At 69.1% G+C, this 14,638-nt stretch carries 16 protein-coding genes; 6 read left to right on the top strand and 10 right to left on the bottom strand.

Features of this window, described 5'->3' with window-relative positions; all coding sequences use genetic code 11:
• Nucleotides 1–25 precede the first annotated feature (25 nt).
• On the bottom strand, nt 26–529 hold the full coding sequence (locus AC57B8_RS05000) for a RidA family protein (protein ID WP_496478855.1): 504 nt from the start codon (nt 527–529) through the stop codon (nt 26–28).
• Between the two features lie 13 nt (nt 530–542).
• Complete coding sequence (locus AC57B8_RS05005) at nt 543–1,577, bottom strand: quinone oxidoreductase family protein (RefSeq protein ID WP_496478856.1); 1,035 nt, start codon at nt 1,575–1,577, stop codon at nt 543–545.
• Nucleotides 1,578–1,698: 121 nt separating this feature from the next.
• On the opposite strand from AC57B8_RS05005, the gene AC57B8_RS05010 reads away from it, so the two are divergent.
• Nucleotides 1,699–2,124, top strand: a complete 426-nt coding sequence (locus AC57B8_RS05010) for a winged helix-turn-helix transcriptional regulator (RefSeq protein ID WP_496479113.1) — start codon at nt 1,699–1,701, stop codon at nt 2,122–2,124.
• A gap of 27 nt (nt 2,125–2,151) precedes the next feature.
• Here AC57B8_RS05010 and cysE read toward each other — a convergent pair whose 3' ends face one another.
• Complete coding sequence (gene cysE, locus AC57B8_RS05015) at nt 2,152–2,943, bottom strand: serine O-acetyltransferase (protein ID WP_223301446.1); 792 nt, start codon at nt 2,941–2,943, stop codon at nt 2,152–2,154.
• A gap of 67 nt (nt 2,944–3,010) precedes the next feature.
• A complete protein-coding gene (locus tag AC57B8_RS05020) occupies nt 3,011–3,742 on the bottom strand; it encodes a TrmJ/YjtD family RNA methyltransferase (protein WP_495271630.1) in 732 nt (243 codons plus the stop codon).
• 132 nt (nt 3,743–3,874) lie between these two features.
• Between AC57B8_RS05020 and AC57B8_RS05025 the strand changes: the two genes are divergently transcribed.
• From AC57B8_RS05025 to AC57B8_RS05035, 3 genes are read left to right on the top strand one after another with little or no spacing between them, the layout of a single operon-like run.
• Nucleotides 3,875–4,930 carry an inositol monophosphatase family protein gene (locus AC57B8_RS05025; RefSeq protein WP_307693475.1) on the top strand — a complete coding sequence of 352 codons (1,056 nt, stop codon included), beginning with the start codon at nt 3,875–3,877 and terminating at the stop codon, nt 4,928–4,930.
• A complete protein-coding gene (locus AC57B8_RS05030; protein WP_095949132.1) occupies nt 4,930–7,170 on the top strand; it encodes an FUSC family protein in 2,241 nt (746 codons plus the stop codon). Before AC57B8_RS05025 ends, AC57B8_RS05030 begins: the two co-directional genes overlap by 1 nt.
• Nucleotides 7,170–8,255: a mechanosensitive ion channel family protein gene (locus AC57B8_RS05035; protein ID WP_095746116.1), complete on the top strand. Its 1,086-nt coding sequence runs from the start codon at nt 7,170–7,172 to the stop codon at nt 8,253–8,255. The genes AC57B8_RS05030 and AC57B8_RS05035 overlap by 1 nt, the downstream gene beginning before the upstream one ends.
• 27 nt (nt 8,256–8,282) lie before the next feature.
• Here the strand turns inward: AC57B8_RS05035 and AC57B8_RS05040 are convergent, their stop codons facing one another.
• Complete coding sequence (locus tag AC57B8_RS05040; protein ID WP_159270981.1) at nt 8,283–8,669, bottom strand: DUF4148 domain-containing protein; 387 nt, start codon at nt 8,667–8,669, stop codon at nt 8,283–8,285.
• 382 nt (nt 8,670–9,051) lie between these two features.
• Here AC57B8_RS05040 and AC57B8_RS05045 point away from each other — a divergent pair, with 382 nt between their 5' ends.
• The gene (locus AC57B8_RS05045) at nt 9,052–10,308 is read left to right on the top strand and encodes a porin (protein WP_496478857.1); all 1,257 of its coding nucleotides are present in this window, start codon (nt 9,052–9,054) and stop codon (nt 10,306–10,308) included.
• A 158-nt stretch (nt 10,309–10,466) separates the two neighbouring features.
• Here the strand turns inward: AC57B8_RS05045 and AC57B8_RS05050 are convergent, their stop codons facing one another.
• On the bottom strand, nt 10,467–10,925 hold the full coding sequence (locus tag AC57B8_RS05050; protein ID WP_062479155.1) for an Lrp/AsnC family transcriptional regulator: 459 nt from the start codon (nt 10,923–10,925) through the stop codon (nt 10,467–10,469).
• Between the two features lie 107 nt (nt 10,926–11,032).
• On the opposite strand from AC57B8_RS05050, the gene AC57B8_RS05055 reads away from it, so the two are divergent.
• Nucleotides 11,033–11,656, top strand: a complete 624-nt coding sequence (locus AC57B8_RS05055) for a LysE/ArgO family amino acid transporter (RefSeq protein WP_159270978.1) — start codon at nt 11,033–11,035, stop codon at nt 11,654–11,656.
• Between the two features lie 4 nt (nt 11,657–11,660).
• On the opposite strand, the gene AC57B8_RS05060 is transcribed toward AC57B8_RS05055, so the two are convergent.
• From AC57B8_RS05060 to AC57B8_RS05075, 4 genes are all read right to left on the bottom strand, one after another.
• Nucleotides 11,661–11,969: a TfoX/Sxy family protein gene (locus tag AC57B8_RS05060; protein ID WP_082818228.1), complete on the bottom strand. Its 309-nt coding sequence runs from the start codon at nt 11,967–11,969 to the stop codon at nt 11,661–11,663.
• 83 nt (nt 11,970–12,052) lie between these two features.
• Complete coding sequence (locus AC57B8_RS05065; RefSeq protein ID WP_496478858.1) at nt 12,053–12,715, bottom strand: suppressor of fused domain protein; 663 nt, start codon at nt 12,713–12,715, stop codon at nt 12,053–12,055.
• 40 nt (nt 12,716–12,755) lie between these two features.
• Complete coding sequence (locus AC57B8_RS05070) at nt 12,756–13,961, bottom strand: DUF418 domain-containing protein (RefSeq protein WP_496478859.1); 1,206 nt, start codon at nt 13,959–13,961, stop codon at nt 12,756–12,758.
• Nucleotides 13,958–14,569, bottom strand: a complete 612-nt coding sequence (locus tag AC57B8_RS05075; protein ID WP_307638635.1) for a TetR/AcrR family transcriptional regulator — start codon at nt 14,567–14,569, stop codon at nt 13,958–13,960. Before AC57B8_RS05075 ends, AC57B8_RS05070 begins: the two co-directional genes overlap by 4 nt.
• Nucleotides 14,570–14,638 lie beyond the last annotated feature (69 nt).

The following is a 14,638-nucleotide window of genomic DNA, read 5'->3' on the forward strand; positions in this document are numbered from 1 at the left end:
GGCGGCGTCAGCGGTGTCGGCAACCTCAGCGACGTGAGGGTTCCACTTCAAGGGTCAAGGTCACGGCCACCGGCAGGTTGCCCGGCAGGTTGCGCACCCCGCACACCGACCGCGCATGGCCCGCGCGCGTGTCGAACAGGCGAGCCAGCAGCTCGGAGGCGCCGTCGAGCACCTGCGGGTGCTGGGTGAACGACTGCACGCAGGCGACATGGCCTTCGAGCCGCACGACCTGCCGCACCCGTTGAAAACCGCCCAGGTGCAAGCACACCTGGGCCAGCGCATTGAGCACCGCCAGCCGGGCCGCCTGGCGGCCTTCTTCCAGCGTCAGCTCGGCGCCGAGCAGCCCGCGCGGCAGCGGATGCCCCGCCACCACCGGCCCCTGCATGGAGACATGCAGCAGGCCCGCCGCCTCGATCACCGCGCGGTAGGCACCGAGCGGCGGCGGCGGTTCGGGCAGTGCGAGTCCCAGGGCCTCGATGCGTTGAAGCACCGCGTCGCCCTGCGTGGCGAACGAAGGGTTCGTGGCCATGGCGCGCCCTGCTTCAGCTCGCCCAGGGCTGCAGCACGATGCTGCCCCGCGCCTCGTTGGCGGCGATGCGCCGGTGCGCCTCGGCGGCCTGCGAGAGTGGCAGCACGCTGTCGATCTGCGCACGGACCCGGCCCTGCCGTATCGCGTCGAGCCAGGCGGCGAAGTCCTCGATGTCGCCCACCAGCGTGCCGCGCAGCTGCTGCTGCGCGAAGAAGAAACGCCGGATGTCGAAGCGCACGTCGGTGCCCGCCATGAACCCCATCGCCACCACGATGCCCATGAGCTTCACGGCCTCGAGGGTCCGAGACAGCACATCGCCGCCGAGGTTGTCGATCGCGACATCGACACCCTGCCCGCCGCTCCAGGCGCGCACGGGCTCGACGAAGTCCTGCGTGCCGGTGTCGATCGCCAGCTCGGCGCCCAGGCGCACGGCCAGGTCGGCGGAGGCCGCGTTCTGCACCGTGGTGACGACGCGCGCACCCAGCGCGCGGGCCACCTGAATGCTCATCATGCCGGTGCTCGACGCGCCGGCATGCACCAGCACCCGGTCGCCGGCCTTGACCTCGCCGACGACCTGCACCGCGCGGATCGCGATCAGCAACGAGACCGGCAGTGCGGCCATCTGCTCGGCCGGCAGGCCGGTGGTGTCGCGCAGCAGCCAGTGCTCCGGCACCACGATGTACTGGGCATAGGTGCCCGGCATGTGGATGCCGGGAATCGCGTAGCTGGCGGCCGCCGTGACCGGGCGGGTGTCCCACTGCGCGGGGTCGGTCGGGTAGCCGGGCATGGCGATCACGCGCTCGCCCACCGCGAAGCGTGAAGCGCCAGCGCCCAGGGCGGCGACCTCGCCCACCGCATCCGAACCCAGGATGTGCGGGAACGGCAGGACCGGGGCGATCTGCCCCAGGCGCACATAGTGATCCAGTCGGTTGACGCCGATGGCCAGCACCTTGACCAGGACTTCGCCCGGTCCCGGTGCCGGCGTGGCGACCTCTTCGAGTTGAATCTGGTCGGGGTCGCCGAAGGATCGGATGACGGCTGCTTTCATGAAAATCTGCTCCTGTCGTGTGGCGGGCACCATGCCTCGCAACGAAAACAGGAATGGTAGATTTCACGTCACCAACCCGGAAGTAGTGACTTAAAAGTGCGATAGGGATAAAAAAGTGACCATGAAGAACCGGATGAACCGCGCGGCTCGCACCCCGCGCGTCGCGGCGCCGCCCGGCGACACGCCGTTCGTCCTGCGCGAGGACTGTGCGCAGCGGCGCATCCACTACGTCCTGAACGGCAAGTGGACGTCCATGGTGCTGTACGCCCTCAGCCACGGCGCGATGCGCACCGGGCAGCTGGAGCGCGCCCTGCCGGGTATCTCCAAGAAGATGCTGACCCTGACCCTGCGCGAGGTGGAGGCAGGCGGCCTGGTCCACCGCGAGGTGTTCCAGGTCGTGCCGCCGCGCGTGGAGTACGCCTTGACGCCGCTGGGCGAGGTCTTCGTCGAGCCCTTGCGCGCGCTCTATGGCTGGGCGCTGGACCACGGCGACGCGCTCGACCAGCTGGAAGACAACCTGCGGCGAGACAGGGCGTCGCCCGCCTGAACGGCGACAGCGCCCTCTGCCCCGCTTCTACTTGCCGATCAGCTGCGTCAGCTTGTCGGCCTCGAACGACTCGCCGCGCGCTGCGTCGCCCGGCACGCAGTCCTTGGTGCCCGGCTGCGCCGACAGCTTCTCGATGGCCTGCCACAGGAGCGCGATCTGGTGCTCCTGGCTCGAGGCGTTGTCGATCAGGCCGCGCATGGCCTGGCTCAGCGGGTCGTCGTCCTGCGTGATGCCGTAGGCCGAGAACTTCTGCGGCGCGGCCACGTCGGCGCTCTCACCCTCTTTTGACGGGATGATGCGCGCCGGAATGCCCACCGCGGTCGCCCCGGCCGGCACCGGCTTGATGACCACCGCGTTGGAGCCGATCTTGGCGCCGTCGCCGACGACGAAGCCGCCCAGCACCTTGGCGCCCGCGCTCACCACCACGTTCTTGCCCAGCGTCGGATGGCGCTTGGTGCCCTTGTAGAGCGAGGTGCCGCCCAGCGTCACGCCCTGGTAGATGGTGCAGCCGTCGCCGATCTCGGCGGTTTCGCCGACCACCACGCCCATGGCGTGGTCGAAGAACACGCGTTCGCCGATCTTGGCGGCCGGGTGGATCTCGATGCCCGTGAACGCGCGCGCGCAGTGCGCGATGAAGCGGGCCGGCCACTTGAAACCGTGGGTCCAACAGGCGTGCGCCCAGCGATGCAGCACCACGGCATGGAAGCCGGGGTAGACCGTGATCACTTCCCAGGCGCTGCGGGCGGCCGGGTCGCGTTCGAGGATGCACCGGATGTCGGCGCGCAGTCGAGAGAACATCGCTGCCTTTGTTGTCGTTATATCGATAGGGGCCGGGCAGTCTAAAGCCGGGCGTCTTCGCTTACGCGCGATGGGGTTTTGTGACGGCTCAGCTGCCGCGCGGCTCGCGGGTGGCGTCGCTCATGGCCTTGGCAATGCCGCGCAGGATGTGGATTTCCTCGGGCGTGGGCTGCGCGCGGTTGAACAGCTGCTGCAGCCGCGGCATGAGCTTCTTGGGCGCCGCCGGGTCGAGAAAGCCGATGTCCACCAGCGAGCGCTCCCAGTGGTCGAGCATGCCGGCCACGGCCTGCGCGTCGGCCGCCTGCACTGGCGCGATGGCCTCGCGCACGCCGTAGCCGCCCAGCGCCAGGCGCCATTCGTAGGCCACCACCTGGATCGCCGCGCCGAGGTTCAGCGAGCCGAACTTCGGGTCGGTCGGGATGCTCAGGGCCACGTTGCAGCGGTAGACGTCCTCGTTGCGCATGCCGAAGCGCTCGGAGCCGAACAGGAAGGCCACGTGCTGGTCGCCCTGCGTGGCCAGCGGCTCCAGGTGCTCGCGCGGCGTGCGCGTGGGCGGGCCGAAGTCGCGCGGGATCATGGCCGTGGCGCACAGGTGGGTCACGCCGTCGAGGGCTTCATCGAGCGTTTCGACGATGCGGGCGTTGTTCAGCACGTCCAGGGCGCCGCTGGCGCGCTGGATGGTTTCCTCGCGCCGCAGCACGTTGGCCCAGCGCGGCGCGACCAGCACCAGGTCGTCGAAACCCATGGTCTTCATGGCGCGGGCGGCAGCGCCCACATTGCCGGCGTGGCTGGTCTGGATGAGGATGAAACGGGTGCGCATGACGGGTGGGGAAGACACAAACGGGCTGAGCCGGTAAAATGCCCGATTCTCGCCGCCCGCATCGCCGGACCGCAGGGTCGCCCAGATTGCATTCTTGGGGACCTCTCCCACCCGTTCTTCTCACAATCCAGAATGTCGTCCCCCAACCTGCATCCCATGCTCAATGTGGCCGTCAAGGCCGCACGCGCCGCCGGCGCCATCATCAATCGCGCCGCCCTCGACGTCGAGGCCGTGCGCATCTCCCAGAAGCAGGTCAACGACTTCGTCACCGAAGTCGATCACGCCAGCGAGAAGGTCATCATCGAGACCTTGCTGGGCGCGTACCCGGGGCACGGCATCCTGGCCGAAGAATCGGGCACCGAATACGGCGCCAAGGACTCCGAATTCGTCTGGATCATCGATCCGCTCGACGGCACCACCAATTTCATCCACGGCTTTCCGGTCTACTGCGTGTCGATCGCGCTGTCGGTGCGCGGCAAGATCGAGCAGGCGGTCGTCTTCGACCCTTCGCGCAACGACCTGTTCACGGCCACCAAGGGCCGCGGCGCCTACATGAACGAGCGCCGCATCCGCGTGTCCAAGCGCGTGAAGCTCAGCGAGTGCCTCATTTCCACCGGCTTCCCGTTCCGCACCGGCGACAACTTCAAGCAGTACCTAGCCATCATGGCGGACATGATGCCCCGCATGGCCGGCCTGCGCCGCCCCGGCGCCGCCGCGCTCGACCTGGCCTACGTGGCCGCGGGCTTCACCGACGGCTTCTTCGAGACCGGCCTGAACCCCTGGGACGTGGCCGCCGGCTCGCTGCTGGTGACCGAGGCCGGCGGCCTCATCGGCAACTTCACCGGTGAGCCCGAGTTCCTCGACCAGCGTGAATGCCTGGCCGGCGCCCCGCGCGTGTACGGCCAGCTGGTGCCGCTGCTCGCCAAGTACTCCAAGTTCGCCAACGTGGACGACAAGCTGCGCGCCAGCGACCGCGTGCGCGCCGTGTCGGCCTCGACCAAGTCGAGCCCCGCCGACGCCTCGGTCGACCTGTACGCCCGCAGCACCGTGACCGAAGCCACGGCCGCCCCGCTCGACGGCAGCGCCGAAGCCCCGGCCGCCGCAGCCCCCGCCGCGCCGGCCGCCCCGCGCAAGCTCACCCGCATCAAGCGCGAGGCGCCCGCCGAGGGCGACGCCTCCGCCAAGTGATGACGGGGCCGGGCGCCGCCGCGCGGGTTCGTGCGGCGTTGCGCATTGCGCTGAGCCACTACGTCGCGAGCGGGCTCACCGTCGCGCTCGGCCTGCTCGTGATTTCGGGCGGGGTGCACCTGTGGCTGGGCACCCTGGCCGCCTCGGCCGCCGCCACCGGCGTGATCGTCACGGCGCCGCCCGACCTGCCCGGCCCGCGCCGCGGCAAGTTTTTGCAGATGCTGCCGGCGCCGCTCATCGGCCTGCCGCTGTTCTTCGCGGTGCAGATGCTGCACGGCGCACCGATCCGCCTCGGGCTGCTGCTGGTGCCCGCCACCTTCATGGCCTTCGTGGCCATGGCCTGGGGCAAGCGCGGCATTCCCATCGCCATCGCGGTGATGTTCTCGATGGTCTTCTCCATGGCCACGCCAGCCCCCGCCGGGCTGTCCGACGCCATCGCGCGCACCACCGAGTTCGGCCTGGGCGCCGGCCTGTACGTGGTGTGGGCCACGCTGGCCAACCTGCTGCTCAACGGGCGCTTTCGCACCCAGTCGATCGCCGACGTGCTGTTTTCGCTGGCCGCGCTCATGCGCACCGAGGCCAGCCAGTTCACGCCGCAGGACGAAACCCGCGACATCCGCGACACCCCCGCCTCGCTGCTGGGCCAGCTGCTGCGCGAGCAGGCCGCGCTGGCCGACCAGCTGCAGGCCACACGCGACATCGTGCTCGAGTCGCCGCGCACGCCGCGCCGCCAGCGCCTGGCCGGCATGCTCGTCATCGTGCTCGAGATGCGCGACCAGCTGCTCGCCAGCGAGCTCGACCTCGACGCCCTGCGCGCCCATCCGTCGCACGCGCAGGCGCTGGTCGAGATGCGCCGCATCCTCGAAGAGCTGGCCGACGAAACGACCGGCCTGGCCGATGCGCTGCTCATGCGCCGCCACCCCGCCGCCGTGGCCGACCGCCGGCCGCGCCTGGCCGCCATCCACGTGACGGCGGACGACGAGGACACGCACGGCCAGATGGGCCCGTCGGCCGCCATGCTCGCGCGCGGGCTGGCCAGCCGCATCGGCCACATCAACGACGAGGTGCTGCGCCTGGCGGCCATGGCGCGCGGCGACGCCGAGCCCAACCTGGCCGTGGTGCGCGCCAACTGGCAGCTCTTCGTGAGCCCGACCGACTGGTCGCTGCGCCCCTTCCTCGCGCTGTGGCGCTGGGACGCGCCGCCGCTGCGCCACGCCATTCGCGCGGCGCTGGCCATCGCGGCCGGCTACGGCATCGCCGTGTCGATGCCCTGGGGTTCGCACGATTACTGGATCTTGCTGACCATCGTGGTCGTGCTGCGCGGCAGCCTCTCGCAGACGCTGGAGCGGCGCAACAGCCGCGTCGCCGGCACGCTGCTGGGCTGCGTGCTCGCGGTGGGCCTGCTGTCGGCGCACCCGTCGCCGCTGATGCTGCTGGTGACCGTGACCATCGCGCAGGCCATTGCCCACAGCTTCGCGGTGCGGCGCTACCTCGTCACCGCCGTGGCCGCCACCGTGCTGGGCCTGCTGCAGGCCCACATGCTGAACACCGGCACCGCGCCCATCTTTGCGCTGTTCGAGCGCATCGCCGACACGCTCATCGGCGCCGCGCTGGCCTGGGGCTTCTGCTACGTGCTGCCCTCGTGGGAGCGCACGCAGATTCCGGCGCTGGTGGCGCGCGTGCTCACCGCGCAGGCACGCCATGCGCGGCTCGCGCTCGGGCTGGGCCAGCTGCAGGCCATCCAGAGCAGCCCCGAGCTCGAATGGCGGCTCGCGCGCCGCGAGGCCTACGACAGCCTCTCGGCGCTGGTGCAGGCCACGCAGCGTTCGCTCTCCGAACCGCGCGCCGTGCAGCCGCCGCTCGAACCGCTCGAGCATCTGCAGGCCCACAGCTACCAGCTGCTCGCGCAGCTCAGTGCCGTGAAGTCGATGCTCGTGCTGCGGCGCGACCGCCTCACGCCGGGCGACATCGAAGGCCCGCTCGTGCGCACTGCGCAACGCATCGAGGCCGCCCTGGGAACCATTCCGATCGCAGGGCCCTCTCACCCCGAGAGCACGGGTGCCACCACCGTCGGCGGCCCCATTCCACTGCCTGACCCGTTCGACAACGACATCAGCCCCTGGCTGGTGCGCCGGCTCGACCTGGCCACGGCGCTCGCCACGCAGCTGCGCGACGACGCAGCGCGCATTCTTCAACCACTGAACGACAACACCCCAGAAGCAAAGACCACCCCCGCCTGATGACCCAAGAGCTCCTCGCACACCCCTGGTTCGGCACCTGGATTGCCGCCCTGATCGCCGCGCCCCTCGCCCTTCTCGCCCACCGCATCGGGGGCATGGTCCTCAGGCGGATCACCCGCCCGGCGCCCGCCGTGCATGCGATGGTGCTCAACTGCACCGCCCCCGCGCGGCTGGTGCTGCCGCTGGCGGCGCTCATGATGGTGTGGCAGGCGGCGCCGGACGACCTGCGCTTCATCGGCAGCGTGCGGCATCTCACGGGACTGCTGCTCATCGCGGCCAGCACCTGGTTCGTGCTCAAGGCCATCAGCGGCTTTGCCGACGGCGTGCTCGCGCAGCACCCTTCGGACATCTCCGACAACCTGCAGGCGCGCCGCGTGCTCACGCAGACCCGCGTGCTCGCACGCACCGCCATGTCGGTCGTCGTCGTGGCCGGCGGCGCCATGATGCTCATGACCTTCCCGGGCGCGCGCCAGGTCGGCGCCAGCCTGCTGGCCTCGGCCGGCGTGATCGGCATCGTGGCGGGTCTTGCGGCCAAGCCCGTCTTCAGCAACCTCATCGCCGGCCTGCAGATCGCGCTGTCGCAGCCGATCCGCATCGACGACGTGCTCGTGGTCGAGGGCGAATGGGGCCGGGTCGAGGAAATCACCGGCACCTTCGTGGTCGTGCGCATCTGGGACGACCGGCGCCTCATCTTGCCGCTCACCTACTTCATCGAGAAGCCGTTCCAGAACTGGACCCGCCACTCGGCCGAACTGCTCGGCTCGGTCTTCTTCTACCTGGACTACGGCACGCCGCTGGCGCCGCTGCGCGCCGAGGTCGAGCGCCTCGTGAAGGCCGCGCCCGAGTGGGACGGCCGCTTCTTCAACCTGCGCGTGACCGACGCCACCGAACGCACCATGCAGGTCCGCGTGCTCTGCACCGCCGCCACCTCCGGCCTGGCCTTCGACCTGCGCTGCCACGTGCGCGAAGGCGTCATCGACTTCATGCAGCGCGAGTACCCGCAGTTCCTGCCGAAGATGCGCTTCGAGGGCAACGATCCGGCGATGGGGCAGCCGGCGGTGATGCAGGGCGCGACGGCGGGCTGAAGCTCCCGCCGCCGACTTTCTTCTCCCCTACCGCGCAGGCGCCGCCGCAGGCAGCACCATCGGCGCGCCCAACCGCGAGGCGCGCTCCCAGCCCGGTTGCGACTGCGCGCGCTCCAGCTCGGCCACCACCTCCGCGCGCGTGCGGGGTTGCGTGGCCTTCACGGGGATCGGGGCGCCCCAGCGCAGCACGCCGGCCCACTCGGGGCTTTGCTGCGCGGCGCGCAGTTCGGCCACCACCTGGGCGTCGGTCTTGCCCGGGCCGGCGTTTTCAGGGTGCTCCTTGATGCCGGCTTCGGTCGCCGCGAAATGCGCCGGCCCCTCGACGTGCTGCTGGCTGGTTTGCGCGCCGGCCACCAGCGGGAGCGCTGCGGCGGCCACCGCTGCCAGCGCAAAGGCCATCTTCCTGTTCGTCATGTGTCATCTCCTTCGTTGAACGCCGAAGAGGACCACCCGCTTCGGCGATGGCGGTTTTGCTTCGCCATGCCGACACGCTAGAAATTCGGACCGTCGCCGCGCGAACGGTTCAATTACAAAAACGACAGGATGAAGACCAATTCATCAATTCTCTGCAAGCGGCAAACGGAGCTTTCCAATTCGTAACCCGGCTGCACGGAAAACGTAATTGAAAAAGGCGGTTTCGGTCTTTTCCTGTCGCAATCGATCGATATGATTTGCCCAGACGCATGAACCATGCGGAAGGCAGAAGAAATCAATTGAATTTATTTCCGCACGCCGAACCGGAGCTCCAACGCGGTGCGTGGGAGCGATGAATTTCATATTCAATTCAAGGGCAACAATGAAAAGACAATTCCTCACGGCCGCCGCACTGTTCGGTGTCGGGTTCGCCAATGCGCAGTCTTCCGTCACGCTGTTTGGCGTGGTGGACACGGGCATCAGCAATTACTCGTCCAAATCGCAGGACATGAACGGCGCCACGCTGTTCAACCCGTTCTACGTGAACCAGGGCACGCGCACCGCGAGCCAGACCGCGCTGAGCTCGGGCGGCTATTCCACGAGCCGGCTGGGTTTTCGCGGCACCGAGGACCTGGGCGGCGGGCTCGCGGCCAGCTTCTGGCTCGAGGCGCCGATCAGCCCCGACGACGGCAAGACCGGCATCACCACCTTCCAGCGCCGTTCCACGGTCAGCCTGTCGGGCGGTTTCGGTGAACTGCGCCTGGGCCGCGACTACGTGCCGACGGCCTGGAACGACATCGTGTTCGACCCCTTCGGCATCGTCGGCGTGGGCCGCAGCCTGATCTTCACCGCCGCCAACACGAATGCCGGCGGCGGCTCGGGCGGCTTCGGCGGCGACCTCAATTACAACCGCGCCAGCAATTCAATCGGTTATTTCCTGCCGAAGAACCTCGGCGGCTTTTATGGCCAATTCATGTACGCGCTGCATGAAAACACCAAATACGACCCCGGCACAGCCATGCCGCCCGGCGTCAATGCGGCGGGCGCGCTCAATTCGGGCAATTCGGCCGCATCGCGCGCAGGCCGTTATCTGGGCGGTCGTGTCGGTTATGCCAATGGCCCGTTCGACGTGGCCGTGTCGTATGGCAACAGCACGGCGGCCGACAATTTCTATGCAGGCACCACCGACAACGTCAAGACCTTCAATCTCGGCAGCTCCTACGATTTCGGCGTGGTCAAGCTGTTCGGCGAATTGTCGAGAATCAAGAAGACGCGCGATTACGCGGTCACGCCGCTGGTCGGCGGCGCGCCGGACGTCGACCTCACGGGCTACCTGATCGGCGTGACCGCGCCGGTCGGCCCGGGCCTGATCCGCGCCTCGTACTCGCAGGTCAAGTACGACCTCAACACCGTCAACCTGCCGTTCACGCCGTCGGTCGCCGACCCCAAGGCCAACAAGCTGGCCATCGGCTACATCCACAACCTGTCCAAGCGCACCGCCCTGTACGCCACCGTCGCGCGCATCAGCAACAAGAACGGCGCGGCGCTCACGGTCGGCGGCCCTGCCTTCGTGAACACCGGGGTGTTCGTGCCCAAGACCTCGACGGGCTACGACGTCGGGCTGCGCCACTCGTTCTGATCAGGGAAGACTGTCACGCGCAAAGAAGCAAGCAAGTGAGTGAATGACCGCGGGCGGCCCTGCGCCCGCGGATGTTCCGTTTCTCCAGGAGCCCGTCAGGCGGGTCCATTCGGTCCGCCCTGGTGCGGACCATTTTTTTGGGGCGAGAGAAGCGAGCCTCAGTCGGGCACGGTGCCCGCCGGCGCCGCCACCGCGCGCGCCGCGATCGGCACCGACATCACGATCGAGGTGCGCGTTTCGCCCAGGTGGTTGATGCTGCTCACGAAGGCCTCGAGGTGCTCGATGTCGCGCGCGACCACCTTCAGCACGTACGAGTCCTGCCCCGTGACGTGAAAGCACTCGAGCACTTCGCGCCGGCTGCCGAGCAGCTTCAGCAGCCGGGCCTTGTCGGGTTGCGCGGTGGTGATGCCGACCAGCGCGGTGACGGTGTAGCCCGCCTTGCGCGGTGGCACCACGGCGCGGTAGCCCTCGATGACGCCGGCCTCTTCGAGGCGCTTCACGCGCTCGGAGGTGGAAGGCACCGACAGCGCCACCTGCCGCGCGAGCGCCGTGAGCGAGGTGCGCGCGTCCTGCTGCAGCACGTCGAGGATCTGCCAGTTCTTGGCGTCGATTTCCATGGATTTCAGGCCCGATTGAGAATTTCGCTTCCGATTTCAGGCAAGGCATGCCGCGCGCCTGAATTTCGCCATTCTCGCCATGCAGGCCTCGCCGAACAATCGATGGCATGGACTTCGCTCTCTTTCTCAAGGCCCTCGTCATCGGGCTCTCGATCGCCGCACCGGTCGGCCCCATCGGCCTGTTGTGCATCCAGCGCACGCTCGCGCATGGCCGCACCATCGGTTTTCTCAGCGGCCTGGGTGCCGCGCTGGCCGATGCCTGCTATGGCGCCATCGGTGCGTTCGGCGTGTCGGCCGTGGTGTCGACGATGGTCGCGGCGCGCGTGCCGCTGGCGCTCGGCGGCGCGGCCTTTCTCGCGTGGATGGGCGTGCAGTTGCTGCGCGCGCCGGCGGCCACGCAGGCTCGCGCGGCAGAAGACGCGGCCACGCCTGTGAAGGCGCTGCTGTCGGTGTTCGTGCTCACGCTGGCCAACCCGATGACGATCCTGTCGTTCGTCGCGGTGTTCGCCTCGCTCGGCAGCGGCCATGTGGGCAGCGGCAGCGGTGCGGCGCTCACGATGGTGATGGGCGTGTTCCTCGGCTCGGCGCTGTGGTGGCTGGGGCTGTCGAGCATCGTGTCGATGGTGCGGCACAAGCTCGGCGCGCGCGTGCTGCAGGGCATCAACAAGCTGTCGGGCGCGTTGCTGCTGGGCTTTGCGGTGTTTCAGCTGTCGACGCTGTTGTCGCGTTGACGAATCAACTGGCCGGTTTGCGGCGCGCGGGCTTGCGCGCACCCAGCGCGCTCGCCAGCGCCTTGGTCGCCCAGTCGCGCAAGGCGTGCGGGTCTTCGAGCGCGTCGACCGGCGCTTCGTAGTAGCTCGCGACCTTCACGGTCGAGGCGCTGGTCGCGTACGAGAACGGCACCGCGCCCAGGCGCTCGAATTCCGGCCGGGTGGCGTCGTCCACGCGCAGGTACAGCGTGCCCTTCATCACGAAGGCGAACTGCACGCCGGCCTGCACGAGGCCGAAGCCGCCGAAGAAGCGCTTGACCTCGATGGGGCCCATCGCGCCGAGCGACTCGGCCAACTCGAGCGCTCGCCCGTGCGAACGCTCGGCACCGCCGGCGGCGGCCCCGCCTTTCGCGCGGCTCAAACGACCGCCTTGCGCCGCGCGTCGGTCACGGGCGCACCGCCATGCACTTCGAGCAAACGCAGCAGCGCCTCGGAGCTGTGGGCCTTGGCCCAGTCGCGTTCGGAATCGTTGATGCCGACGAGGTGCAAAAAGTCGAAGCGGCCCGAATCGAGCTGCGCCGCCGCGGGGTAGTGCTTCGGCTCCATCAGCACCACATGGCGCAGGGCCACGGTGCCCTTCTCGCGGATCGCCTCGCCGACGGGAATGCGGTCGCCGTAGTCGAAGGGCTGTTTGTCTTCGCCGAAGTGCGAGTGCGCGAGCAGCACGTTGTAGGCGAGCAGGCGACGCAGGAGCTTGATGGCCCACTGGTCCTGCGGCTGCGACGGCACTTCGATGACCAGCTCGGACCCGATCCACGAATAGTCCTCGGGGTCGTAGTCGGCCGGCTCCGTTTCCCAGGGCGTGGAGCCGCCCGAGGTCACGTACAGCCAGGTGTTGCGCACGGGCGTGGGCGCGAACTCGAACACGCCCAGGTGCAGCCAGCGCGGATCGACGTCTTCGGCGCCCAGCGCCTTGAAGTCGTCGAAGTCCAGCACGTAGATGCCGGTGCGCTCGGGGCCGAACAGGCGCGGGTAGAGCGTCTCCTCGCGGTAGGCCCACACGTCTTCCATGGAACTCATCGGCGCATCCTCCTCGTTGGAACGAGGGCATTCTCGTCGCTCAACGTGACCGTTGCATACGCCGCAGGGCGGGCCACTCGAGGTTGGTGAAGGCGCGCAGCACCCACTCCACCGGGCCGTACGCAAAGCGTGCCAGCCACCAGCGGCTGACCAGCATCTGCGCGCCGAAGATGCCGAAGGCGACCATGAGGCTCATGAACGGCCCGAGCTCGCCGATGAGCCGCAGCCCGTACGCCAGGAAGAGCCACGCGCACACCGCCGACTGCAGCAGGTAGTTCGACAGCGCCATGCGCCCCGCCGGTGCGAGCGCCTGCGCCAGCCGGCCGCCCCAGCGCGACTGGAACAGCAGCATCATCGCGCCCACATACGTCGCCGTGAGCAGCGGCGAGGTGAAGACGCCGACCGCCAGGCCCAGCACGTCCCAGCGCGAGCCCGGCACGACGGACGCGGTCCACGCATACACGGCCGCGCCCGGCAGCCCCAGCACCAGCCCGGGCACCAGCAGCCGCTTGAACAGCGGCCGGTAGCGCTCGGCCCGCGCGAACAAGTTGCGGCGGCCCTCGATGACGCCCGCGAAGAACATCGCCAGCGCCATCGGTGCCTGCACCAGCCCGAGCACGATCCACACCTGCGACAGCTCGCGCAGGTGCTGGCGGATGACCGTCGCGGCCGTACCCCGGTAGGCCGCGAGCGCCGAGGCCGCATCGGCCCTCGCGGTGCGAAGAACGTCTTCGGTCGCCGGGCCGCCCAGCATCGCGAGCATGCCGATGGCGCCCCACACCAGCGCGGTCGCCAGCACCAGCCGCAGCGCCCAGCGCGCCAGCACCGCGTCGCTCTGGTGGCGCAGCGCCAGCAGCACGGCGCCGAGCACCGCGTAGGTCGTGAGGATGTCGCCATGGAACAGCAGCACCGCATGCAACGCGCCGATGCACCACAGCGCCACCAGCCGGCGCGCCAGGCGCGGCACGAAGGGCTTGCCGCTGCGCTGCGCCGACTGCATCTGCAGCGTGAAGCTGTAGCCGAACAGGAACGAGAACAGCAGGTAGAACTTGGTCTCGAACAGGAATGCAACGGCAAAGGCCGCCACGCGGTCCAGCCCCGAACGCATCATCGGGTCGGGCAGCGGCTGGCCGTAGTACGGCGAGGCAAAGGCCGCGATGTTCACGACCAGGATGCCCAAGAGCGCAAAGCCGCGCAATGCATCGACGAGCGACTGGCGCTCGACTGCCACAGGGGTCGGGTTCATGCGCCCCGCCCCGGCTTGGCGAGAAAGCGGCCCACCACGCGCCGCAGCATCGGTGCCTCGCGCGCGGGGTCGAAGCCCGTGTCGAGCGCCAGGCGCGAGAACACGCCGTCGATGAGCGCGGCGATCCAGTTGGCCGATTGCACGGGGTCGAGCTCGGGGTCGATCTGGCCGCGCGCCGCGGCCTTGCGCAGCAGGGCCGCGAGGCCGTCGCGCATTTCGGTGTCGCCCGCGGCCACGCTGGCGCAGACCACCGGGTTGCGCAGGGTCTCGGCGGCCACCTCCAGTGCCAGCCGCGAGTAGCTGCGGTCGGAGGCAAAGACCATCACCACGTCGAGGAACGACAGCACCACCTCCAGCGGGTCGGCCGGGTCGTCGTCGATCGCGGCGAAGTACGCGGCCGTGTCGCGCCACTCCTCTTCGGCCAGGGCCTCGATGATCGCGTTCTTGCTGGGAAAGTAGTGAAAGAGATTGCCCGGGCTCATGCCCGCGGCGGCGCAGATCTCGGCGGTGGTGGTGGCATGAAAGCCGCGCCGCGCAAAGCAGTCGCCCGCGGCCTCCAGGATCTGGCGGCGCTTGGCCTGCTGGCGTTCGGGGTCAACTTTGCGCACGGTGGTTCTCGCGGAATTCGGTCATGCCCGAATTATTAGACCGAGCACTCGATCTATTCTGAAGGAAGC

The sequence above is a fragment of the Variovorax sp. BGA-UO-ETr-C22 genome (genome assembly GCF_059567965.1).